The sequence below is a fragment of the Streptomyces sp. NPDC049887 genome (assembly GCF_040656535.1).
In the GTDB taxonomy this organism is placed as follows: domain Bacteria; phylum Actinomycetota; class Actinomycetes; order Streptomycetales; family Streptomycetaceae; genus Streptomyces.
This window is the reverse complement of record NZ_JBFAMM010000005.1, coordinates 1-23504: the sequence shown is the minus strand read 5'-3', so window position 1 is coordinate 23504 and position 23504 is coordinate 1. Positions and strand designations below refer to the sequence as shown.

General features: G+C 73.0%; 17 protein-coding genes and 1 riboswitch. Of the genes, 6 read left to right on the top strand and 11 right to left on the bottom strand.

Features of this window, described 5'->3' with window-relative positions; all coding sequences use genetic code 11:
- Positions 1 to 138 precede the first annotated feature (138 nt).
- The gene (gene sepH, locus AB0J10_RS07845; protein ID WP_363058933.1) at positions 139 to 1209 is read left to right on the top strand and encodes a septation protein SepH; all 1071 of its coding nucleotides are present in this window, start codon (positions 139 to 141) and stop codon (positions 1207 to 1209) included.
- A 290-nt stretch (positions 1210 to 1499) separates the two neighbouring features.
- Here sepH and AB0J10_RS07840 read toward each other — a convergent pair whose 3' ends face one another.
- Positions 1500 to 2354: a sulfurtransferase gene (locus AB0J10_RS07840; protein ID WP_363058931.1), complete on the bottom strand. Its 855-nt coding sequence runs from the start codon at positions 2352 to 2354 to the stop codon at positions 1500 to 1502.
- A 239-nt stretch (positions 2355 to 2593) separates the two neighbouring features.
- Between AB0J10_RS07840 and AB0J10_RS07835 the strand changes: the two genes are divergently transcribed.
- Positions 2594 to 3373, top strand: a complete 780-nt coding sequence (locus tag AB0J10_RS07835) for a VOC family protein (RefSeq protein ID WP_363058929.1) — start codon at positions 2594 to 2596, stop codon at positions 3371 to 3373.
- A 313-nt stretch (positions 3374 to 3686) separates the two neighbouring features.
- Here AB0J10_RS07835 and AB0J10_RS07830 read toward each other — a convergent pair whose 3' ends face one another.
- The 4 genes from AB0J10_RS07830 to AB0J10_RS07815 form a co-directional block, all read right to left on the bottom strand.
- Positions 3687 to 4337 carry a thymidine kinase gene (locus tag AB0J10_RS07830; RefSeq protein ID WP_363058927.1) on the bottom strand — a complete coding sequence of 217 codons (651 nt, stop codon included), beginning with the start codon at positions 4335 to 4337 and terminating at the stop codon, positions 3687 to 3689.
- A 56-nt stretch (positions 4338 to 4393) separates the two neighbouring features.
- Positions 4394 to 5584: a nucleotide pyrophosphatase/phosphodiesterase family protein gene (locus tag AB0J10_RS07825; protein ID WP_363058925.1), complete on the bottom strand. Its 1191-nt coding sequence runs from the start codon at positions 5582 to 5584 to the stop codon at positions 4394 to 4396.
- Positions 5584 to 6177: a DUF5998 family protein gene (locus AB0J10_RS07820; protein ID WP_363058923.1), complete on the bottom strand. Its 594-nt coding sequence runs from the start codon at positions 6175 to 6177 to the stop codon at positions 5584 to 5586. Before AB0J10_RS07820 ends, AB0J10_RS07825 begins: the two co-directional genes overlap by 1 nt.
- A 77-nt stretch (positions 6178 to 6254) precedes the next feature.
- Positions 6255 to 9341, bottom strand: a complete 3087-nt coding sequence (locus AB0J10_RS07815; RefSeq protein WP_363058921.1) for a GNAT family N-acetyltransferase — start codon at positions 9339 to 9341, stop codon at positions 6255 to 6257.
- A gap of 175 nt (positions 9342 to 9516) precedes the next feature.
- Here AB0J10_RS07815 and AB0J10_RS07810 point away from each other — a divergent pair, with 175 nt between their 5' ends.
- Positions 9517 to 9798: an HPr family phosphocarrier protein gene (locus tag AB0J10_RS07810; RefSeq protein ID WP_027734018.1), complete on the top strand. Its 282-nt coding sequence runs from the start codon at positions 9517 to 9519 to the stop codon at positions 9796 to 9798.
- Between the two features lie 148 nt (positions 9799 to 9946).
- Here AB0J10_RS07810 and AB0J10_RS07805 read toward each other — a convergent pair whose 3' ends face one another.
- From AB0J10_RS07805 to AB0J10_RS07790, 4 genes are all read right to left on the bottom strand, one after another.
- A complete protein-coding gene (locus AB0J10_RS07805) occupies positions 9947 to 10624 on the bottom strand; it encodes a GntR family transcriptional regulator (RefSeq protein WP_363058919.1) in 678 nt (225 codons plus the stop codon).
- Between the two features lie 174 nt (positions 10625 to 10798).
- Positions 10799 to 11572, bottom strand: a complete 774-nt coding sequence (locus AB0J10_RS07800) for a M23 family metallopeptidase (protein WP_363058917.1) — start codon at positions 11570 to 11572, stop codon at positions 10799 to 10801.
- Positions 11573 to 11585: 13 nt separating this feature from the next.
- Positions 11586 to 11749: riboswitch (cyclic di-AMP (ydaO/yuaA leader) on the bottom strand.
- A 229-nt stretch (positions 11750 to 11978) separates the two neighbouring features.
- Positions 11979 to 13382, bottom strand: coding sequence for a pitrilysin family protein (locus AB0J10_RS07795; protein WP_363058915.1), 1404 nt, complete (start codon positions 13380 to 13382; stop codon positions 11979 to 11981).
- Entirely contained in the window at positions 13379 to 14731 is a 1353-nt protein-coding gene (locus AB0J10_RS07790; RefSeq protein WP_363058913.1) for a pitrilysin family protein, read from the bottom strand. Before AB0J10_RS07790 ends, AB0J10_RS07795 begins: the two co-directional genes overlap by 4 nt.
- 192 nt (positions 14732 to 14923) lie before the next feature.
- Between AB0J10_RS07790 and AB0J10_RS07785 the strand changes: the two genes are divergently transcribed.
- Positions 14924 to 17371 carry a DNA topoisomerase IV subunit A gene (locus AB0J10_RS07785; RefSeq protein ID WP_363058911.1) on the top strand — a complete coding sequence of 816 codons (2448 nt, stop codon included), beginning with the start codon at positions 14924 to 14926 and terminating at the stop codon, positions 17369 to 17371.
- 111 nt (positions 17372 to 17482) lie between these two features.
- Here the strand turns inward: AB0J10_RS07785 and AB0J10_RS07780 are convergent, their stop codons facing one another.
- Together AB0J10_RS07780 and AB0J10_RS07775 are read right to left on the bottom strand one after the other, a co-directional pair.
- Positions 17483 to 18556, bottom strand: coding sequence for a GTP-binding protein (locus tag AB0J10_RS07780; RefSeq protein WP_363058909.1), 1074 nt, complete (start codon positions 18554 to 18556; stop codon positions 17483 to 17485).
- Between the two features lie 61 nt (positions 18557 to 18617).
- Complete coding sequence (locus AB0J10_RS07775) at positions 18618 to 19784, bottom strand: citrate synthase/methylcitrate synthase (protein ID WP_363058907.1); 1167 nt, start codon at positions 19782 to 19784, stop codon at positions 18618 to 18620.
- 97 nt (positions 19785 to 19881) lie between these two features.
- Here AB0J10_RS07775 and AB0J10_RS07770 point away from each other — a divergent pair, with 97 nt between their 5' ends.
- Together AB0J10_RS07770 and AB0J10_RS07765 are read left to right on the top strand one after the other, a co-directional pair.
- Complete coding sequence (locus tag AB0J10_RS07770; RefSeq protein WP_363058905.1) at positions 19882 to 21123, top strand: citrate synthase; 1242 nt, start codon at positions 19882 to 19884, stop codon at positions 21121 to 21123.
- A 406-nt stretch (positions 21124 to 21529) separates the two neighbouring features.
- Entirely contained in the window at positions 21530 to 23227 is a 1698-nt protein-coding gene (locus tag AB0J10_RS07765; protein ID WP_363058903.1) for a sensor histidine kinase, read from the top strand.
- Positions 23228 to 23504 lie beyond the last annotated feature (277 nt).

Genomic DNA, 23504 nt, shown 5'->3' with positions numbered 1-23504 from the left:
GTCACCCAGCGTTGCAAACAGGTAACCGTGCCATAACGGCGATCCAGGGCCCGTGCCCGACACGCCGGGCAACTCGGCAAGGTTGTGGCAGGCTGCACCCGGGCAGGCCACACTCGACTAGCGGAAGCAGCGACGCACGTGACGTCGGCAGGCACCACCCGGGAGGTCCCCATGCCCGAACTGCGTGTCGTGGCCGTCTCAAACGACGGCACACGACTGGTGCTGAAGGCTGCGGACAGCACGGAGTACACGCTTCCGATTGATGAACGGCTGCGCGCCGCCGTCCGCAACGACCGCGCGCGCCTCGGCCAGATCGAGATCGAGGTCGAGAGCCACCTCCGCCCGCGCGATATCCAGGCGCGTATACGAGCGGGCGCATCCGCGGAGGAGGTCGCCCAGCTCGCCGGCATTCCCGTGGAACGGGTGCGCCGGTTCGAGGGGCCCGTCCTCGCGGAACGCGCGTTCATGGCGGAGCGTGCGCGCAAGACGCCCGTTCGCCGTCCCGGGGAGAACACCGGCCCGCAGCTCGGCGAGGCCGTGCAGGAGCGCCTGCTGCTGCGGGGTGCCGAGAAGGACACCGTCCAGTGGGACTCCTGGCGGCGCGACGACGGCACCTGGGAAGTGCTGCTGGTCTACCGGGTGGCGGGAGAACCGCACTCGGCGAGCTGGACGTACGACCCGCCGCGCCGGCTGGTCCAGGCCGTCGACGACGAGGCCCGGGCGCTGATCGGGGAGACGGACGACGCCATCGGCGTCGCCCATGAACCGAGCTTCCCCTTCGTCCCGCGCATCGCCCGGCTTCCCCGGGACCGGCCGCTCGACCGCGCCCCGGACCGCCCCGCGCAGCTACCGGCGCCGGAGCCCGAGGCCGAGGAGACCGAGCGGGACTCGCTGACCAGCCTGCTGGAGGCGGTCCCGAGCTTCCGCGGCGACCTCGTCGTCCCGGAGCGGCCGGCCACGGAGACGCCGGCCGTCGAGCCCGTCCCGGAACCCGGGGTCGAGGAGCCCCCCGCCCCCGCGGCGTCCGCCGGCGCCGGCTCGGCGTACGCGGACGTCCTGATGCCGCGTTCGGTCGCCGGCCACCGCGATCGCCTCACCGGAACCACGGACCGGCAGGCCGAGGCCGACGGTGTCCGCCCCGGCCGCCGCGCGGCGGTGCCGAGCTGGGACGAGATCGTGTTCGGCACCCGCCGGAAGAAGCAGGAGTAGCCCCTTCGGGCCATCACCGGCGGAGGGCTCACGGGTTTCCGTATGAGCCCTCCGCTCCCCGTGCCCTTACGGGCCCTCCGCCGCTCCCCGGTGCCGCACCGGGCGACGCTCGCCCCGTCGCGACGCCCGGCACGGCGGCTCGCGGCCTTGCCGGATCGAGCGAGCAGACCCACCACGAGGTCGATCCGGCGCCCCGGGTCCTCCCTCGGCCGGGCGAACCGAGGGGAGGACCCACGCGTCGGACACAGCTCCTCGCCCGGGCCACCGGTGCCGGTCCCGCCCCCTGCCCGCTACTGCGGGTCGGGGCCCGTCGCGACCGGCCGGGTGGGGTCGGAGCACCACTGAGACCAGGAACCGGCATAGAGCGCCGCCGGGATCCCGGCGATCGCCAGAGCCAGGACCTCGTGGGCGCCGGAGACCCCGGAGCCGCAGTAGACACCCACCTCGGGGGCGTCCGCGGCGCCCAGTCGCTTGAAGCGGGCGGCCAGTTCCTCGCGGGAGAGGAAGGTGGTGGCGCCCTCCGAGACGTTCTCCGTGGTCGGAGCCGAGACCGCGCCGGGGATGTGCCCGCCGACGGGGTCGATCGGCTCGACGTCGCCCCGGTAGCGCTCGGCGGCCCGGGCGTCCAGCAGGAGTCCGGACCGGGCGAGGGCCGCCGCACCGTCCGCGTCGAGCAGCGGCAGGCCGCCGGGCACGGGCGTGAAGTCTCCCGGTGCCGCGGGAGGATCGTCCGTGCTCAACGGACCGTCCCATGCCGCGAGACCCCCGTCCAGGACACGGACGTCCGGGTGTCCCGCCCAACGCAGCAGCCACCACGCCCGCGCCGCGCCCCAGCCCTGTCCCCCGTCGTAGACGACGACCGGGGCACCACCCGACACGCCCGCGCGGCGCATCGCCGCGCCGAAGGTCTCCATGTCCGGCAGCGGATGCCGCCCGCCCCGCCCGGGCGGTCCCGCCAGTTCGGAGTCGAGGTCGACGTACACGGCCCCGGGGATGTGACCGGCGTCGTAGGCGGCCCGGCCGTCGAAGGGTGCGGCACCGGCGGCCTTGGCCGAGGTGAGCTGCCAGCGGACGTCGAGCAGCACCGGAGGCCGCTGACCGGCTGACTCGCCGGCGAGTTCGGTAGCGGTGATGATGGGCTTCATGACGCCATCTTCGCGCAAGGGCCCGCCGGGCCCCCGGCAGCGACGTCAATGGCCGCACCGAGGATGGAAGATGCGGGAACGGGCATCCTTCCCCGGGGGATCCCCGGGAGCAGCGGCGCGGCCGTGCCGCGCGGCACGCCCGGTGGTGCGAGCATCTGCACGGGGTGAGGGCCGTCCCCCACGACGGCCGCCGGTCCCCCGCACGGCCACGACGACGATGGTCCGAGGAGAGAGTGACGATGACGACCGAGGCGACTCGGCGCAGACCCGGCGAGCCCTGCTGGGTGAGCCTCATGGTGCACGGACTCGATGCGACGCAGGACTTCTACCGGGAGCTGTTCGGCTGGGATTTCCTCCCCGGGCCGCAGCAACTCGGCCCGTACGTCCGGGCGCTGCTCGACGGCAAGGAGGTGGCCGGCATCGGCCGGCTCCCGGCGGACCGCCATCTGCCGATCGCGTGGACGCCGTACATGGCCTCGGACGACGTCGACGAGACCGCCGAGCAGATCAGGATGTGCGGCGGCACGATCGGGGTCGGACCGCTCGACGCGGCGGACGCGGGACGACTCGTCATCGCCGCCGACCCGGAGGGCGCGGTCTTCGGCGCCTGGCAGGCCGCGGCGCACACGGGCACCGCTCTCTTCGGCACCCACGGCACACCCGTGTGGAACGAGCTGATGACACGGGAGACGTCGGCGGTCGGCAAGTTCTACGAGTCGGTCTTCGGCTACGACCTCGCGCCCGCGCTCCCGGCCGGCTCCGACCGGTTGACACTGCGCCTGGACGACCGCCCGGTGGCCTCGGTCCACGGGGTGGGCCCCGCGCTGCCGCGGGACAGGGGCTCGCACTGGATGACCTACTTCGAGGTCGAGGACCCCGACGCGATCGCGGCCACGGTGGTGGATCTGGGCGGCCACGTCGTGCGTGAACCGCACGCGGGCACGAGCGGACGGCAGGCGACGGTGGCCGACCCCGAGGGCGCGGTCCTCACCGTCGTGCGGACCTCACGGCGGGACTGACCCGGGCGGGCCGTCGCGGGCCGAGCCCGCCTCCTCCGGGGGCGCCGCCCGCGGCCGGCCCCGCCTGGACCGGGCTTGTCCGACGTGCCGTGGGATGGGTTGCCGCGGGAGGCCCCTGAGCCGGGACCGTGGCGGAGCCCGCCACCGTCGCGAGCGTGCCGGGAGCCCGCTCCCCGCCGGACGCCGTGGCGCGCATCCCGGGTGGGGTACGCCCCTCCCGGAGCCCGCTTCCACTCGATGACACGGTGTGCGTCCCCGGCGGCGCTACGCCCCTCCCGCCGGCCCCCGCGGGGTGCGCCGACGGCGTCCGCTCTCAGTCGGCGGCCACGGGCAGCACGTCGGGCGACAGCGCCGCGGCCCGCGCGGAGGCGGCGGTCGTGCGCCGCCGGTGATGCAGCCGGCACAGCACCTCGTAGCCGATCTCGTCCAGCGACTGGTTCACGTCGCCGACGACGACCTGGGCACCTTCGACGACCATCTCCCCGCCGATCGTGCGGGCGTTGTGGGTGGCGCGGGCCCCGCACCAGCACAGTGCCTCGACCTGCAGCACCTCGACCCGGTCGGCCAGCTCCACCAGCCGCTGCGACCCGGGGAACAGCTTGGACCGGAAGTCCGTCGTGATGCCGAACGCGAACACGTCGAGCCGGAGGTCGTCCACGACCCGCGCCAGCTGGTCGATCTGCTCCGGTGCGAGGAACTGCGCCTCGTCCGCGATCACGTAGTCGCAGCGTCCGCCCCTGGAGAGATGGGCGACGAGGTAGGCGTAGAAGTCGAAGCCGTCGGCGGCCTCGATGGCGTCCGTCACCAGTCCCAGCCGGGACGACAGCTTGCCCTCGCCCGCCCGGTCGTCACGGGTGAAGATCATGCCCTGCAGCCCCCGGGCGGACCGGTTGTGCTCGATCTGAAGAGCGAGGGTGCTCTTTCCGCAGTCCATCGTTCCGGAGAAGAACACCAGCTCGGGCATGAGGACGTGACAGCCTTTCAGTTGCTGCGTGGGGACGCGGTCGGGGCGGCCGGACGTCAGGAGCGTACTTCGAGCAGGGGGACGAGCTGTTCGACGGGGGTCATCGAGCCGTGCATGCCGACCATGGCCGACTCGTGGGGCTCGTTGACCGAGGCGGTGATCACGACGTCGTCGTGGGCGGCGGCGACCACGTCCCCGATGCGCCGGTAGACGCGCTCGTCGGTCCGCGGGCCGAACCAGCCCGCCGCGACGGCCTCGTCCCGGCTCGCGATCCAGAACCGGTCGCCGAGGACCTCGCGCCAGACGGCGAGCACATCGGCCTCGGCGCCGGGGACGGCGTAGACGTGGCGGGCCCGGCCCTCGCCGCCGAGCAGGGCGACGCCGGCACGTAGCTCCCAGTCCTCGTCGAAGTCGATCCGCGACTCCTCGCCGAACGGGATGTCGATCATGCCGTGGTCGGCGGTGACGTACAGGGCGGCGCGGGGCGGCAACTGCTCGGCGAGCCGCTGGACGAGACGGTCCACGTACATCAACTGGCCGCGCCAGGCGTCGGAGTCGATGCCGAAGCGGTGGCCCTTGCCGTCCAGCTCGCTGTAGTACGTGTACACGAGCGACCTGTCCCCCGCGGCGAGTTGCTCCGCGGCGAAGTCCATCCGCTCCTCGCCGGTGAGCCTGCCGTGGAACGTTCCGCCGCTCAGCGCGATCTTGGTGAGCGGGGTGTCCCGGAACGTGGGGGACGACACCTGTGCGGTGTGCACTCCGGCCTCGTCGGCGAGCTGGAAGACCGTCGGGTACGGCTGCCAGACGCGCGGCGAGGTCCACGGCTTCCAGCGCAGCTGGTTCATCAGCTCGCCGGTCTCCGGATTGCGGGCGGTGTACCCGGGCAGGCCGTGCGCACCGGGCGGCAGTCCGGTGCCGAAGGAGGCCAGCGAGGTGGCCGTGGTGGCCGGGAATCCGGCCGTCAGCGGCCGGCCGGTGCCGCCGAGGGAGCCGCCGAGGAGCGAGGTGAGGTATGGCGCGTCCTCGGGGTGGGCCTGCAGTTGCTCCCAGCCGAGTCCGTCGATCAGGAAGACGCAGTTGCGGTCCGCGGGCGTGAGCTCCGCAATGGCGGGGCGAAGCCCCGGAACCCCCTGCCCGGCGGCGAGCGTCGGCAGCAGATCGGCCAGTGAGGCCGTGCCGTAGGCGGGGACGGGAGCCGTGTCCAGGTCGAGCGGGACGACGTCCTCGGGCCAGTCGGGACGGACCATCAGCGGGTAGCCGCCGTGGCGGCCGTCGCCTCGGACAGCGCCTGGGCGAAGGCGAGCGTCTGGCGGACCGCCTCGGGCCCGTCACCGGCCTCGCTGACCCGCAGGCTGAGGTCGTCCGCGGTGGAGCTGCCGGTGTAGCCGTGGTCGGCATCGCAGTTGGGGTCGCCGCAGGCGGCGGGCTCCAGGTCGATGCGGGAGACCGCGCCCCAGCCGATGGTGAGGACGACCTCACGGGGCGGGGTGCCCGGGGTGTACGACTCGGGGTTGGCCACGACGCGGCTGACCACCACGGAGGAGATCCTCGGGAGCTTCACCGACTCGGTGGAGGTCGTCGCGTAGGGGGTCGGGGAGCTGCTGTCGGCCGCCTGCTCGTCCGTGTGGCTCACGATGAAGCGGGTGCCGGTCAGCACGAGGACGGTCACATGGCGGCGCACCTCGTTGGAGTCGAAGGTGGTCTCCTGGTGCACCAGGTACGACGAGATCTGCTCGCCGCCCACCGCGGCCTCCACCGCTTCGGCCACGAGAGCCGGGTAGTAGCCGCTGCGCTCGATCGCCGCGCGCAGCCCCTGGGTCGTCGTACCGGTCTTCGCCATGGGCTCCATCCTACGGGGCCCGGGGACCCTGGAGTGCGCTCCGGACCGCCCGGCCCGCAACCCGGGGACCCGCCGGTTCAGTAGCTCGGGAGGGTCCTCGGGCCCAGGTCGGTACGGGGCGGCGGCGGGGCGAGCCGTACGGAGGCCCCGAGCACGGACAGGCCGTGCTGGGCGACCACGACTGGTTCGAGGCCGACGCCGACGACTTCCGGGTGGTCGTCGACGAGCCGCGAGACGCGCAGCAGCAGATCCTCCAGCGCGGCGGTGTCGACGGGCGCGGAGCCGCGCCAGCCGAAGAGGAGCGGGGCGGTCCGGACGGACCGGATGATGCCCGCCGCGTCGCGGTCGGTGACGGGGACGAGACGGTGGGCCGTGTCGCCGAGCAGGTCCGTGGCGGGGCCCGCGAGACCGAAGGACAGCACGGCGCCCACGGCCGGGTCGATCGCGGCCCGCACGACGGTGTCCACTCCTCGCGGCACCATCGGCTGCACCACGGGCTGGAGCTCCTCCGGCTTGCCGAGGCTCTCCGTCAACTCCGCGTACGCCTGGCGGACCTGGCGCTCGTCGGCCAGGTCGAGGCGTACGCCGCCGAGGTCGGGGCGGTGGCGCAGGTGCGGCGCGGTCGTCTTGAGGGCGACCGGGCAGCCGAGCCGGGCGGCGGCCCTGGCGGCGGCTTCCGCGTCGGGGGCGGCGAGCACGGGGACGACGGGGATGCCGTAGCGCTCCAGCAGCCTCCGCGCGTCGTCCTCGGGCAGGGTGAACCCTCGCTCGCCGGGGGCGGCGTCGAGCAGGCCCTGGATGAGCCCGGCCGCACCGCCCTCGTCGATGTCGTCGTACTCCGGCACCTTCCCGGGCTCCGCCGCGTCCCGGCGCCACTGGGCGTACCGCACGGCCTCGGCCAGGGCGCGCACGGCCCGTTCGGCGGCGGGATAGGCGGGGATGCGGGCGGCCTCCCCGCGGGCGGCCGCGGGGTCGCCGTCACCTGCGGTCCGCGCGGCTCCGGCGCGGGCACCCGCTCCGGGCACCGACGCCGGTACCCCGGGCGCCGCTGTGGCGGAAACCCCCCTGGGCGGGCCCTCGCCGTCCGGGCCGGCCTGACCGGGCCACGGACCGCGGGCTGTCGGGGAACCACTCGCACGGACCCGGGCGCCAGGCGCAGGCACGGTAGTGCCCACTTCGGACGGGGTGCGCGGGCCGGGGTGCGGCGCCGCGCCCGCGGGCGCCGGTCCCGGGTCCGCAGCCGGCCCGGGGTCGGCCGCGTTGTCGGGGCCGCGGTGCGGGGAGGCCGGGGCCGAGCTGCTCGCCGCGGCGAGGGCGTCGGCGAGTCCGCCGAGTTCGACGTGGACGACGAGCACGGGCTTCGACGGTGCGGAGGCCGTCGCCGCACGGAGGGCCGCCGCGAGGACCTCGCCGTCGCCGGACTCGGTGACGCCGTTCTCCCCGACCCACGGGATCGCGTTGACGACGACCGCGTCGCACGCCTCGTCCCGCAGCGCCCCGGCCAGCGCCTCGCAGAAGTCGTCCGGCGTCGCGGCCGTCGTCAGGTCGCGCGGCCGCAGCGGCCGCAGCCCTTCCGTCAGGCAGGCGTCGTACGTCAGCAGGCCCAGCGACTCGGAGTTGCCCAGGATGGCCACCCGGGGCCCCGCGGGCAGCGGCTGGCTCGCCAGCAGCGCCCCGGCGTCGACGAGCTCGGTGACGGTGTCGACGCGGATCACCCCGGCCTGCCTCAGCAGCTCCGAGACCGTCGCGTGCGGCACCCGGGTCGTCGGCACCGCGTGTCCCGGCGGAGCGCTGCCGGTGTGCCGGGCGCCCTTCACCACGACCACGGGTTTCACCTCCGCCGTGCGCCGCGCGAGCCGGGTGAACTTCCGCGGGTTGCCGATCGATTCGAGGTAGAGCAGGACGACGTCGGTGTCCGGGTCGTCGTACCAGTACTGGAGGATGTCGTTGCCGGACACGTCGGCCCGGTTGCCCGCGGAGACGAACGACGACAGCCCGGTGCCCCGCCGGTGCAGTCCGCTGAGGAGTGCTATGCCGATGGCGCCGGACTGGGTGAACAGCCCGGTCCGGCCGCGCGCGGGCGACTCCGGCGCGAGTGAGGCGTTGAGCCGCACGCCGTCCGCGGTGTTGATGATCCCGAACGCGTTCGGCCCGATGATCCGCATGCCGTACGAGCGCGCCTGGCGTACCAGTTCACGCTGCCGTTCCAGCCCTTCCGGGCCGCTCTCCGCGTACCCCGCGGCGAGCACGACGAGTCCCTGCACGCCGTGCTCGCCGCAGTCGGCGACGACCTCGGGCACGCGTTCGGCGGGGACGGCGACGACCGCCAGGTCCACGGGCTCGCCGGTCGCCGCGACGATCTCCCCCACCGAGCGGTGGGCGGCGACCCCGTCGATCTCGTCCATGTCGAGGACCAGCGAACGGTTCACCGCGTACGTGCGCCCGGTGTACCCGGCGTCGACCAGATTCCGCAGGACGGCTCGGCCCACCCCGCCGGGGGCACGACCGGCGCCGATCACCGCGACCGAGCGGGGTGCCAGGAGGCGCTGGACGGAGCGGGCCTCGGCCCGCTGTTCTCGGGCGCGCTGGACCGCGAGGGACCGGGCCGTCGGTTCGAGGTCGAGCGTGAGGTGGACGGAGCCGTCCTCGAAGCTGCGCCGCTGGGTGTATCCGGCGTCGGTGAAAACCTTGATCATTTTGTTGTTGGCGGGCAGCACCTCCGCCGCGAACCGTCTGATCCCGCGCTCCCGCGCGACGGCCGCGATGTGTTCCAGCAGGGTGGAGGCGACACCCCGACCCTGGTGGGCGTCCTGCACCAGGAAGGCGACCTCGGCCTCGTCCGCCGGGGCGGACGCCGGCAGGCCCTGCGCGTTGATGCGGTCGTAGCGGACGGTCGCGATGAACTGGCCGCCGACGGTCACCGCGAGACCCACCCGGTCCACGTAGTCGTGGTGCGTGAACCGGTGCACGTCCTTGGCAGACAGCCGTGGGTAGGGTGCGAAGAACCGGTAGTACTTGGACTCGTCCGAGACCTGTTCGTAGAAACTGACGAGCCGCTCGGCGTCCTCGGTGGTGATGGGCCTGATGTGCGCGGTGCCACCGTCACGCAGCACCACGTCGGCTTCCCAGTGGTCGGGGTAGGCGTGATCCGACGGGGTCTGCATGGGGCAAGGGTAAGGCTCCGGCACGGGTCGCGTTCCCCGAAGTGCGAGGGCAGGCTGGGAGGGCCGATCCCGGCCCCGCACGGGCCGGGGCCGGTGGCCGGGTACTCCGCACCCCATGAGAGACTGGTCTAGACAACCCGCCAACGCTTCCCGCTGAGACTCGAAGGGCACCACCATGGCTGAGCGCCGCGTCAATGTCGGCTGGGCCGAGGGCCTGCACGCCCGCCCCGCGTCCATCTTCGTTCGTGCCGCCACGGCTTCCGGCGTTCCGGTCACGATCGCCAAGGCCGGTGGCACCCCGGTCAACGCCGCCTCGATGCTCGCGGTGCTCGGCCTCGGCGCGCAGGGCGGCGAGGAGATCGTGCTCGCCTCGGACGCGGAGGGCGCGGAAGCCGCCCTGGAGCGTCTGGCGAAGCTCGTGGCCGAGGGCCTCGAGGAGCTTCCTGAGACCGTCTGAAACCGATGAATTCATGTGCGGGCCTCGGTGCCGGAGATTTCCGGCACCGAGGCCCGCACATTTCCCCCCGGAATTAGTCCTGGCTGTTTCTTCGGCAGCAGGAAAAGCCCCCGGCACGCAATGTCCCTCTTTGTATACGGCGCGAATGTTAAGTGCGGTCACCCGCCGTGTTTACGGAATGTTGCGAAACCCTCACGCCTGCGGGGATCCGCAGCCGGTGCGCACTCGTCGTCCGCTCGGCGTGCAGCGCGGTGAGCGCGCGGGCACGCTCGGCGTCGCCGCGCGCCACCGCGTCCACGATCGCCCCGTGCTCCGCCCACGCCTCGACGGGACGGACGGGCCGCTCGACCGCGTACATCCACGCGATCTTGTACCGGAGCTGGGTCAGCAACGCGGTGAGCCCCGGGCTCCCGCACGCCTGGGCCAGGGTCTCGTGGAACCAGGCGCCGAGCGAGCGCAGGTCCTCGCCCTGACCGCGCCTGGCCCGGTCCTGACCGAGTCTGACCAGCCCGCGCAACACCTTGAGGTGCGCCTCGGTGCGCCGCTGGGCGGCCCGGGCTGCACCCAGGGGCTCCAGCAGCAGCCGGATCTCCAGCAGGTCGGCGGCCTCCTGCTCGGTGGGCTCGGCCACGCACGCTCCGGCGTGCCTGCGGGTGACGACGAAACCCTCCGACTCAAGGGTGCGCAGCGCCTCCCGGACCGGGACGCGCGAGACGCCGTAGCGTCGCGCCAGCTGCTCCTCGGTGAGGCGGCTGCCGCGCTCGAACACACCGGAGACGATGTCGTCGCGGATCGCCGTGCACACCGAGCGCGCGGGAATGCGCATACCGAACCTCCGCTTTAATCGCCGCGAAACCCCGTCGAGCGACGTCTGTTTCGGTGACTCTATGGCAGGTGGCCGGAATTTCCGAAGACCCATGGTAATTCATGGATATCTTTTGGCCTGAATACGCCGAAAGCCCCGGCTCGGAGGGGAGCCGGGGCCGGAGGCGAGTGCGCGTCAGACGCGGACACCGTGCGAGCGGAGGTACGAGACCGGGTCGATGTCCGAGCCGTAGTCCTCGCCGGTGCGGGCCTCGAAGTGGAGGTGCGGACCGGAGGAGTTCCCGGTCGATCCGGAGAGGCCGATCTGCTGACCCGGAGTGACCTGCTGGCCGACCGAGACGCTGATCGAGGACAGGTGTCCGTACTGCGTGTAGGTGCCGTCGTGCATGCGCAGGACGACGTTGTTGCCGTAGGCGCCGCCCCAGCCGGCCTCCACGACGGTGCCCATGCCGACGGCGACGACCTCGGTGCCGGAGGCGGCGTGGAAGTCGACGCCGGTGTGGCTGCCGGACGACCACTGGGCGCCCCCGGCGTGGTAGTCGGTGCTCACATAGGAGCCGGCGACCGGGAGCGTGTACGTCATCAGCCGCTTGCGCTCGGCCTCACGGGCGGCACGCTCCGCGGCGTCACGGGCGGCCTTCACCCGGATCTCGGCCTTGCGCTTGGCCTCGGCCTCGGCCTTCTCCTGGGCGGCGACCAGGGCGGCCTCCTGCTGCTGGGCCTCCGCCTGGGCGTCGATCTGTTCGGCGAGCGAGTCGGCTGCGACGGCCTGGGTCAGGCCGGTGTCCTCGACGGGGGCGGAGACGTCGGCCTCGGCGGCGAAGGCCGGGGAGGCGAGAGTGCCGATGACGCCGGTGGTGGCGATGGCCGCGACGGAGGCGACGCCCGCGCTCTTGCGCGACAGGCGGCTCGGACCACGGTGCTTCCCGGTGGCACGGGTGAACGCCATGAAGTGGCTGATCCTTTCCTTCCTTCTCGCCTACCGGGTTAGCTGACGGGTTCGGAGCAGGAAGGTCTCCTACGGGCCCCTCCGCGCGGCGGCGAAGGCACCCGATTCACCCCAGGGGACATATGGGTCCCCGGCTCCCCAGGCTCGCGCCGGACGGGGACTCGGCGATGGCTGCCCGATGCCGCGGGTGCGGCGCGTGCAATTGGCGGACAGCGCAGAAGACGCTAAGCCGATCTTCGCCCAATCACCAAACAGACACGGATCTTTGTAGTGCACGCCACAGGGCAGACACCACTCCTCCCCATCAAACCGGACATAGGGGGAGGCCGTTCCGGGTACGTGAACGGGCCCCGCCGGCGTGAAACCGACGAGGCCCGTAGACGTGCCCCGGAGCGCGGGCGGTCAATCAGCCCGTGACAACGGTCACTTCACCGATTCCGAGCGCCCGGACGGGCTCCTCGATCTCGGAGGCGTCCCCGACGAGGACCGTGACGAGCCGGTCCACGGGGAAGGCGTTGACGACCGCGGCGGTCGCCTCCACCGTGCCGGTCCCGGCCAGCCGCGCGTACAACTGGGCCTGGTAGTCGTCCGGGAGCCCCTGCTCGACCTGGTCGGCCAGCGTGCCCGCCACGGAGGCGGCCGTCTCGTACTTCAGCGGCGCCACGCCCACCAGGTTCTGCACGGCGACATCGCGCTCCGTGTCCGTCAGGCCCTCCGCTGCGAGGACGCGCAGCACCTCGAAGAGGTCGGCGAGAGCGGGACCGGTGTGCGGGGTGTCGACCGAGCCGCTGATGGCGAGCATCGAGGCGCCGGAGGCCCCGCCCGGCGACGCCGGGGTGTCCGAACGCAGCACCTGGCCGAAGGCCCGTACGCCGTAGGTGTAGCCCTTCTCCTCGCGCAGCACGCGGTCCAGGCGCGAGGTGAGCGTGCCGCCGAGGCAGTACGTGCCCAGGACCTGGGCGGGCCAGACCCGGTCGTGACGGTCGGGGCCGATCCGGCCGATCAGCAACTGGGTCTGCACGGCGCCGGGTCGGTCGACGATGACGACGCGGCCCGTGTCGTCGGCGGTGATCGGCGGCATCGGGCGGCTCTCGGCCGAGTCGCCCGTCCAGGCGCCGAGCGTGTCGGTCAGCACGGCGTCCAGGTCCACCCCTTCGAGGTCACCGACGACCACGACCGTGGCCGTGGCCGGGCGGACGTGCGCCTCGTAGAAGGCCCGGACCGCGGCGGAGTCGATGCGCTCGACGGTCTCCTCCGTGCCCTGCCGCGGCCGCGACATCCGTGAGGACGGCGGGAACAGTTGCCGGGAGAGCTCCTTCGCCGCCCGGCGGGCCGGGTTCGCCGTCTCGTGGGGGATCTCGTCCAGCCGGTTGCGCACGAGCCGCTCGACCTCGCTGTCGGCGAACAGCGGGGCGCGCAGCGCCTCGGCGAGCAGGCCGAGGGCCTTCGGCAGCCGCGAGACCGGCACCTCCAGGGAGATCCGCACCCCCGGGTGGTCGGCGTGCGAGTCGAGCGTGGCGCCGCAGCGCTCCAGCTCCGCGGCGAACTCCTCGGCCGAGTGCTTGTCCGTGCCCTCGGACAGTGCGCGGGCCATGATCGTGGCGACACCGTCCAGCCCCTCGGGCTCGGCGTCCAGCGGAGCGTCGAGGAAGATCTCCACGGCCACGACCTGCTGTCCGGGACGGTGGCAGCGCAGCACGGTCAGCCCGTTGCCGAGCGTGCCCCGCTCGGGGGCGGGAAAGGCCCAGGGCCTGGCCTCGCCGGGCTGCGGCTGCGGATGGAGGTCCATGGTCACGGCAGCGTCGGTCACTGGTCCGTCCCCTCTGCGTCGTCGTTGTCCTCGGCGTTCCCGGCGTCGGCTCGCGCGACGGGCTCGTACACGAGCACGGCCCTGTTGTCCGGGCGCAGCCGGGCCTTGGCGACGGCCTGCACCTCCTCGGCGGTGACGTCGAGCACCCGCTGGACGGCGGTGAGCGCCAGCTGCGGGTCGCCGAACAGCACGGCGTACCGGCACAGCTCGTCGGCGCGGCCGGCGACGGTACCGAGGCGGTCCAGCCACTCGCGCTCGAGCTGGGCCTGGGCCCGCTCCATCTCCTCCGCCGTGGGCCCCTCCGCGGCGAAGCGGGCCAGCTCGTCGTCGACCGCCGCCTCGATGTCGGGGACCTCGACGCCCGCGGACGTCTTCACGTCCAGCCAGCCCAGCGAGGGGGCGCCGGCCAGGCGGAGCAGGCCGAAGCCGGCGGCGACGGCCGTGCGGTCGCGGCGGACGAGCCGGTTGTGCAGCCGGGACGACTCGCCGCCGCCGAGGACCGTCAGAGCCAGGTCGGCTGCGTCGGCCTCACGGGTGCCGTCGTGCGGCAGACGGTACGCGGCCATGAGTGCCCGGGCCGGAACCTCCTCCTCCACGACCTCCCGCAGCTGCTCACCGATGACCTCCGGGAGCGAACCGTCGCGCGGCGGCTGCTTGCCGTCGTGCATGGGGATGGACCCGAAGTACTTCTCGATCCAGGAGAGCGTCTGCTCCGGGTCGATGTCGCCGACGACGGACAGCACCGCGTTGTTCGGCGCGTAGTAGGTGCGGAAGAAGTTCCGCGCGTCCTCCAGCGTCGCCGCGTCCAGGTCGGCCATCGAGCCGATCGGGGTGTGGTGGTAGGGGTGGCCCTCGGGGTAGGCGAGCGCGGTCAGCTTCTCGAACGCGGTGCCGTACGGAACGTTGTCGTAGCGCTGGCGGCGCTCGTTCTTGACGACGTCCCGCTGGTTCTCCATGGACTCGTCGTCGAGGGCGGCCAGCAGGGAGCCCATGCGGTCGGCCTCCAGCCACAGCGCGAGCTCGAGCTGGTGGGCGGGCATGGTCTCGAAGTAGTTGGTGCGCTCGAAGCTCGTGGTGCCGTTCAGCGACCCACCGGCGCCCTGCACCAGCTCGAAGTGGCCGTTGCCCGGCACCTGGGCGGAGCCCTGGAACATCAGGTGCTCGAACAGGTGGGCCAGGCCGGTGCGGCCCTCGACCTCGTGACGGGAGCCGACGTCGTACCAGAGGCACACCGCGGCGACCGGGGTCAGGCGGTCCTCCGAGAGCACCACGCGCAGGCCGTTGGCCAGGCGGTGCTCGGTCGCTGTCAGGCCTCCGGAGCCGGCCCGGGCTGTGGCCGTGTGACCCATGGGCATGTGGTCCCTTCGATCGCGTTGCAGGATGTCCTGCCACTGTATGCAAACCGTGCAGGTAAGCGGCGAAGTTCCCGCGGCTTCCACTCCCGGTTCCGGGTCGCGGTCCGCGTTGTCGGCGCGACGGTCCACAATGGTCGGCGTCAGATCCCGTTCATGGTTCATGTTGGTGAAGGAGCCGCAGCAGCGATGGCCCGCCGCAGCACGAAGACGCCGCCGCCCGACGACTTCGAGGAGAGGATCCTCGACATCGACGTCGTCGACGAGATGCAGGGCTCCTTCCTCGAGTACGCGTACTCGGTGATCTACTCCCGCGCCCTGCCCGACGCCCGCGACGGCATGAAGCCGGTGCACCGCCGGATCGTGTACCAGATGAACGAGATGGGGCTGCGCCCCGACCGGGGCTACGTGAAGTGCGCCCGGGTCGTGGGCGAGGTGATGGGAAAGCTCCACCCGCACGGTGACGCGTCGATCTACGACGCCCTGGTGCGCATGGCCCAGCCCTTCTCCATGCGGCTGCCGCTGGTCGACGGCCACGGGAACTTCGGTTCCCTGGGCAATGACGACCCTCCGGCGGCGATGCGTTACACCGAGTGCCGGATGGCCGACGCGACGAGCCTGATGACCGAGTCCATCGACGAGGACACGGTCGACTTCGCGCCGAACTACGACGGCCAGGAGCAGGAACCCCTGGCGCTGCCGGCCGCGTACCCGAACCTGCTGGTGAACGGCGCGTCCGGGATCGCGGTCGGGATGGCGACGAACATGCCGCCCCACAACCTGGGCGAGGTGATCGCGGCCGCCCGTCATCTGATCAGGCACCCGGGCGCGGACCTGGAGACGCTGATGCGTCATGTGCCGGGCCCCGACCTGCCGACCGGCGGCCGGATCGTCGGCCTGTCCGGGATCAGGGACGCGTACGAGACCGGCCGCGGTACGTTCAGGATCCGTGCCACGGTCACGGTGGAGGACGTGACGGCGCGCCGGAAGGGACTCGTCGTCACCGAACTGCCGTTCAGCGTCGGCCCGGAGAAGGTGATCTCCAAGATCAAGGACCTGGTCGGCCAGAAGAAGCTGCAGGGCATCGCCGACGTCAAGGACCTCACGGACCGCGAGCACGGGCTGCGCCTGGTGGTCGAGGTCAAGAACGGTTTCATCCCCGAGGCCGTCCTCGAGCAGTTGTACAAGCTGACGCCGATGGAGGAGTCCTTCGGCATCAACAACGTGGCGCTCGTCGACGGCCAGCCGCTGACGCTGGGCCTCAAGGAGCTGCTGGAGGTCTATCTGGACCACCGCTTCGACGTGGTTCGCCGACGCAGCGAGTTCCGCCGCGGGAAGAAGCGGGACCGCCTGCACCTGGTCGAGGGACTGCTCGTCGCGCTGCTCGACATCGACGAGGTCATCCGCCTCATCCGCTCCAGCGAGAACGCCGCCCAGGCCAAGGAGCGGCTGATCGAGCGCTTCTCCCTCAGCGACGTCCAGACCCAGTACATCCTGGACACGCCGCTTCGCCGGCTCACCAGATTCGACCGGATCGAGCTGGAGGCCGAGCGGGACAAGCTCAAGGCCGAGATCGCCGACCTGACGACGATCCTGGAGTCGGACGCGGAGCTGCGCAAGCTCGTCTCCTCCGAACTGGCCGCGGTGGCCAAGAAGTTCGGCACCCCCCGGCGTACCGTCCTGCTGGAGTCCACGGGCACCCCGGCCCCGGCCGCCTCGCTGCAGGTGGCGGACGACCCGTGCCGGGTGCTGCTGTCCTCCACGGGCCTGCTGGCGCGCACGGTCACCGGCGAGCCGCCGGAGGACGGGGGAAGGCGTACCAAGCACGACGTGATCGTCTCCTCGGTCGGGGCGACCGCACGGGGCGAGGTGGGCGTCGTCACCTCGGCGGGGCGGCTGCTCCGGCTGTCGGTGGTCGACCTCCCGCAGCTCCCGGAGACGGCCCAGGCTCCCAACCTCTCGGGCGGTGCCCAGGTCTCGGAGTTCCTGTCGCTGGAGGCTGACGAGACGGTCGTCTGCCTGACCGGTCTGGAGGAGTCCTCCCCGGGTCTTGCGCTGGGCACGCTGCAGGGCGTGGTCAAGCGGGTGGTGCCGGACTACCCGGCCAACAAGGACGAACTCGAGGTCATCGCGCTCAAGGAGGGCGACAGGGTCGTCGGCGGCGCCGAACTGCGCACCGGCGAGGAGGACCTGGTCTTCATCACCTCCGACGCACAGCTGCTGCGCTTCCAGGCGTCGCAGGTCCGGCCGCAGGGCAGGCCGGCGGGCGGCATGGCGGGAATCAAGCTCGCGGAGGGAGCCGAGGTGATCTCCTTCACCGCGGTGGACCCGGCCGCGGAGGCGGTGGTATTCACGGCCGCGGGAGCCGCCGGGACGCTGGACGACTCGGTGACGACGGCGAAGCTGACGCCTTTCGACCAGTACCCGCGCAAGGGCCGGGCGACCGGCGGTGTGCGCTGCCAGCGCTTCCTCAAGGGTGAGGACAAGCTGGTCTTCGCCTGGGCGGGTGCGACCGTGGCACAGGCGGCGCAGAGGAACGGATCGCCGGCCGAGCTTCCGGAGATCGACCCGCGCCGGGACGGCTCCGGCACACCGCTGGCCAAGCCGGTCGCGGCGGTGGCGGGCCCGCTGCCGTAGGCGCACAACCGCCCGCGGCCGTGTTCCGGACCGTCCCCGACTGGGGCGACCGCATCCCTTCCGCCCCGGGGCGGAAGGGATGGACCGGCAAGTGGCGCCGACCGGGGCCTGTCAGTCCCCGGTCGGCTCCTCGGGGGCGCACCGCTGTTCGGGCACGTAACGCAGCACGCCCCACATGCTGTGCTCCTCCGGGCGGTCGTCGGTGCCGGTGGTCCTGGCCGCGCCGAGCCGGCCGAGCAGCGCCCCCACGTCGGTGCCCGAGCCGATGAGCACGAGCCGGGTGGCCTTCGCGGTGCCGTCGGCGGGCCAGGGCTCCGGGTGGAAGCGCAGAAAGCGGCCCACCGCGTGGACCGCGTAGCGGTTGCGGGGGTCGGCCTCGCCGAAGTCCACGAACCCTTTGATCCGGTACAGCCCTTCGGGCCGTGAGTCCAGGAAGTCCAGCAGTCTGCGCGGGTGCAGAGGCTCGGACGTCTCGAACGACACCGTGTCGTAGGCCGCGTGCAGATGTTCGTGGTGGCCCCGGGCGTCGTTCTCGCCGTCCTCGTGGAGGTCGTCGAAGGACAGCTGCCCCACCCGCTCCCCGGGCGGACGGCATTCGAAGAGCAGCTCGGGGTCGACGCGTCCGTACGTCGCCTCGACCACGGCGGCGCCGCGGGCCAGTGAGGTGATCCGTTCCCTCAGGCGCTGCCGCACTCCCGGGCCGACCCGGTCCGCCTTGTTGACCACGACCAGGTCGGCGATCCCGAGATGCCGCTCGATCTCGGGGTGCCGCTCCCGGGTGGCGTCGAACTCGGCGGCGTCCACGACCTCGACGAGGCCGCCGTACACGACTCGCTCGTTCTCACTGGCGAGGACCATCCGGACCAGTTCCTGGGGCTCGGCGAGCCCGCTCGCCTCGATGACGATCACATCGAGGCGGGCGGCGGGCCGGGTGAGCCTGTCCAGGAAGTCGTCCAGCTCGCTCGCGTCGACGGCGCAGCACAGGCATCCGTTGCCGAGGGAGACCGTGGAGTCGCCCAGCTGGCCGGCCACGGTCATGGCATCGATCTCGATCGCCCCGAAGTCGTTGACGATCGCGCCGATCCGGGTGCCGCGGCTCGCTCGCAGCAGATGGTTGAGCAGCGTCGTCTTGCCCGATCCCAGGAAGCCCGCGAGGACGACGACGGGGATCTGCGGACTGCTCAAGACGGGACCTCCTGCGGCTTTCGTGCGTCGGTCCCCAGGATATGGGCACGGCTCGGGCCGTTCAGGATGCCTTCGGGAGGGGCTGCGGCGGCTTCGGTCCCACATAGCGCGCGGCGGGTCGGATGATCTTGGAATCCCGGGCCTGCTCCAGGATGTTGGCGCTCCAGCCGATGACCCGTGCCGCGCAGAAGGTGGGGGTGAACATCTCCCGCGGCAGACCGCACAGCTCCATGACGACGCCCGCGTAGAACTCGACGTTGGTGTGCAGCTCCCGGCCCGGCTTCAGCTCCGCCAGGATCGCCTCGACCCGCGCCTCGACGTCCACGGCGAGCTCCACCAGCGGGCCGCCGAAGCTCTCCGCGATGGAGCGCAGCATGCGGGAGCGGGGGTCCTCGGTGCGGTAGACGGGGTGCCCGAAGCCCATGATCCGCTCCCCGGCGAGGACGCGCTGCCTGATCCAGGCATCGGCGCGGTCCGGGGTGCCGATCGCGTCCAGCGTGTCCAGGGCGCGGCTCGGCGCGCCGCCGTGCAGCGGCCCCGACAGGGCGCCGATCGCGCCGACCAGACAGGCCGCGACGTCGGCCCCGGTCGAGGTGATCACCCGCGCGGTGAAGGTGGAGGCGTTGAATCCGTGGTCGACGGTGGAGACGAGATAGCGTTCGACGGCCCGCGCGCGGGCCGGGTCGGGCTCCGAACCGGTCAGCATGTAGAGGTAGTTGGCGGCGTACGGCAGGTCCTCGCGCGGTTCCACCGGCTCCAGGCCCCGACCCAGCCGGTGCAGGGCCGTGAGCAGGGTGGGCACGGCCGAGCTGGCCGCGAGGGCGTCGGCCAGGCGCTCCTCGGGCCCGAGGTCGTACACCGGCCGGAACCCGGCCGAGGCCCCCAGCAGGGACAGCGCGGTGCGCAGACCGGCCAGCGGTCCGGAGGGGGCGCAGGTCCGGGCGACGGCGGGCAGGGCGGTGCGCACCGCGTCGGGCAGCGGGCGCAGGGCGGCCGTCCCGGCGCGGAACGCCTCGCGCTCGGCGGCGTCCGGCAGCCGGCCGTGGAACATCAGATGCCATACGTCCTCGAAGCCGAGGCTCTCCGCGAGCTCCACGGCCGAGTACTGGCGGTAGTGGTAGAAGCCCTCCCGGCCCCGGACGTCGCCGAGTTCGGTGTCGGTGACGACGACACCCGCGAGGCCTCGCGGTACGTCCAGAGGCACGGTCGCGCCATTGGTGCTGAGCATATGGTTCCTCCCTCGATTGACTCGACTCTCCATCCTTGACTCGATCACTGTCAATATTGATTGAATCAATATGATGCGCGCTGTGTACGGTGTCCTCATGACTGAGCAGGACCAGGGCCCGGACGGCGACCGGCTCACCACGCGCGAGGCGGCCGAACGGCTCGGCGTGAAGCCCGAGACGGTGTACGCGTACGTCAGCCGCGGACAACTCGGCAGCCGGCGGGACCCGGGCGGGCGCGGGAGCACCTTCGACGCGGAGGAGGTCGAAGCGCTGGTCCGCCGCGGCCGCCGGCAGACCGCGGCCGGGGGTGACGGCACGCCCGCGATCCGCACCGGGATCACGCTGATCGACACGGACCGGTACTACTTCCGCGGCGTCGACGCGACCGAGCTCGCCCGTCGGTACCACTACGAGGAGATCGCCGACTGGCTCTGGACGGGCACCCTCGAGCGCGGCATCCGGTTCACCGCCCCGCCCGAACCCTTCGCCGCGGCCCGTCGGGCCGTCGAGGCACTGCCCGCGCACAGCGGTTCCACGGACCGGCTGCGGGTGGCCGCCATCGCTGCGGCGGCAGCCGACCCCCTCCGCTTCGACCTCGGTCCGTCCGCCGTGACCGGCGTCGGGCGCACACTCGTCCCGACACTGGTCGACGCCCTGCCGGTGGTCGGCACCGCCCTCCGCGGCGAGGAACGGCTCGCCGGACGCCTCTGGTCACGACTGACCGCGCGGCAGCCGGACGAGACCTCGCTGCGCGCCCTGGACATGGCACTGTCGCTGCTGATCGACCACGATCTCGCGGCCTCCACCCTCGCGGCGCGGGTCGCCGCCTCCGCCCGGGCGCATCCCTACGCCGTGGTCTCCGCCGGACTCGGCGCGCTGGACGGTCCGTTGCACGGGGCGGCCAGCGGGCTCGCCCACCGGATGCTCGCCGAGGTACTGGAGCGCGGCAGCGCGGCGCCGGTCGTCGCCGACCATCTACGTGCGGGCCGGCGGGTACCGGGGCTCGGCCATCGCCTCTATCCGGCGCGGGATCCGCGTGCCGAGGCCCTGTTCGACGCCCTGTCGGAGATCCCGGACGCCCGGCCCGCGCTGGCGGCCGCCCGCGAGGTGGAGGCGACCGCCGCACGCCAGACGGATCTGCACGCCAATGTCGACCTGGCGCTGGCCACGCTGTCCGTGTCGGCGGGCATGGCGGCCGAGGCCGGGGAGACGGTCTTCGCGGTCGCGCGCACGGCGGGCTGGATCGCCCATGCTCTGGAGGAGTACGCGGAACGGCCGCTGCGCATGCGGCCGAGCGGCCGCTACAGCGGGCCCCGTCCGCCGCGCCCGGTGCCCTGACCACCGCGCGTCCGGCGGGGCGTCCGGTCCGGATCGCGGTATGCCCGGCCGGTCCCGCGCAACCGGCCCGTCCTTGCCGGCGGCCTGCCGCGGCACCGGACGCGTGGCCGGAACCCGGCCGCCGTCGCAGGTCCGGTCCGCTCGGGCCCGCGGCATCCGGTGCGTGCGATGCGTGCGATGCGTGCGATCGCAGGACGGAGGATCGTCCTCGTACCGGACGCACTCGGACGACTCCGACAACACGGCGAGCCTGCGCGCCAGGCGTCACGAGCCAGGAGGGCTCCGCAACACGCCTGGCCGGGCCGGGGACCGCGGGCGAAGCTCTCCGCGTCCGGCGGCCCACCCCGCGCGCGGCACCGGGTCGGGGATTCCCGGAGGCCGTCCCGGACGCCTACCGTGCATCCGTATGAGCCCCGCATCGACCGGTCCCGCAGACGTGTCCCCGAGATGGCGGCGGCTGGGCCGGCCGCGGCGGGTCTTCGCACAGGTCCTGCTGATGCAGCTGGCCGTCGCCACCGGTGTCACCGTGCTGGCCACCGGCCTCTTCCTGGCACCGCTCAGCTCCCAGCTGGACGACCAGGCGATGCGCCGCGCGCTGGCCATCGCCGAGACGACCTCGTCACCGCGGGTGGCCGCGAGCCTGCTCGCCTCGGAGCCGTCCGCCGGCGGCCCCGTCCAGGCCGAGGCGGAACGGATCCGGCGCAGCACCGGCGCCGAGTACGTCGTGATCATGGATCGGCGCGGGGTGCGCTGGTCCCACACCGAGCCGGCGGCGATCGGGGAGGTCGTCTCGACCGACCCCAGTCAGGCGCTCGCCGGCAGGCATGTGATGGGTATCGAGAGCGGGACGCTCGGCCGCTCGGCCCGGGGCAAGGTGCCCTTGCGCGACGACGACGGACGGATCGTCGGCGCGGTCTCCGTCGGCATCGAGTACGACAGCGTCCGCGAGCGGCTGCTCGACGCGATCCCCGGGCTCCTCGCCTACGCGGGCGGCGCCCTCGCCGTCGGCGCCCTGGTCGCCTACATGATCTCCCGCCGGCTCCAGCGGAAGACCCATGACCTCGCCTTCTCCGACATCTCGGCGCTGCTGGCCGAACGTGAGGCGATGCTCCACGGCATCCGGGAGGGGGTGGTCGCCCTCGACGGGGCCGGCCGGATCCGGTTGGTGAACGACGAGGCCCAGCGACTGCTCGGGCTCGGTCCGGAAGCCGGCGGCAGGCTGCTCGAGGACGCGCTCGGCCCGGGCCGCACCGCGGACGTGCTGGCCGGCCGGGTCACGGGCGAGGACCTGGTCACGGTACGGGGCCATCGCGTCCTGGTCGCCAACCGGATGCCGACGGACGACGGCGGCGCCGTCGCTACGCTGCGCGACCGAACCGAACTGGAGCAGCTGGGCCGTGAACTGGACTCCACCAGGGGGCTGATCGACGCCCTGCGTGCCCAGGACCACGAGCACGCGAACCGGATGCACACCCTGCTCGGGCTGCTGGAGCTGGGGATGCACGAGGAGGCGGTCGCGTTCGTGACCGGGGTCGTGGGCGTGCACCGGGCCACGGCCGAGCAGGTCACCGAGAAGATCCACGATCCCCTCCTGGCGTCCCTGCTGGTCGGGAAGGCTACGGTGGCGGCCGAGCGGGGCGTCTCGCTGCGGCTCGCGGCCGGAACGCTGCTGCCGGACCGGCTCGTCGACCCGCGCGGTCTGGTGACCGTCGTCGGCAATCTCGTCGACAACGCGCTGGACGCGGCAGCCGGGTCCGAGGACCCGCGCATCGAGGTCGGGATTCGCGTCGAGGACCGCACGGTCGTCCTGAGGGTCTCGGACAGCGGACCGGGCGTACCCGACGGCAGGCGAGAACTGATCTTCACCGATGGCTGGTCCACGAAGGAGCCGCCGGTGCACGGCAGGCGCGGGCTCGGACTGGCACTGGTCCGGCGCCTGGCGGAACGGCAGGGCGGCAGCGTCGGGGTGGCCGAGGCCGGCCCGGCGACTGGCGGCGGCGCGGAGTTCACGGTCGTCCTGCCCGAAGCACTGGCCGAGCAGCACGTCGAACCGGGTCCCACGACGGAGGGTGGAACGCGGGTACGACGGGGGCCGAGAGGCTGATCGAGGTACCGGTCGAGGACGTCGCCGTCCGGGTCGCCGAGATCAGCGGGGCCGTGCCGCCGAGGTGCCCGGCTTCCGGGCGGTCGTCCCGGTGCACTCGGCGGCGGAGGCGATGGACCTGGTCGCCGCGGGGACGGCCGGTCTGAGCCTGCCGGACCGCTGCCTGTCCCGGCCCGTCCCCGGGCCCCGTTATCTTCTTCGCGGTCCTGCAAGAGGGCCGCTGGCCTCCGGGCCCGGCATGACTGTTGCCCCCTGTCGAACGGATGACCTGGGGGGT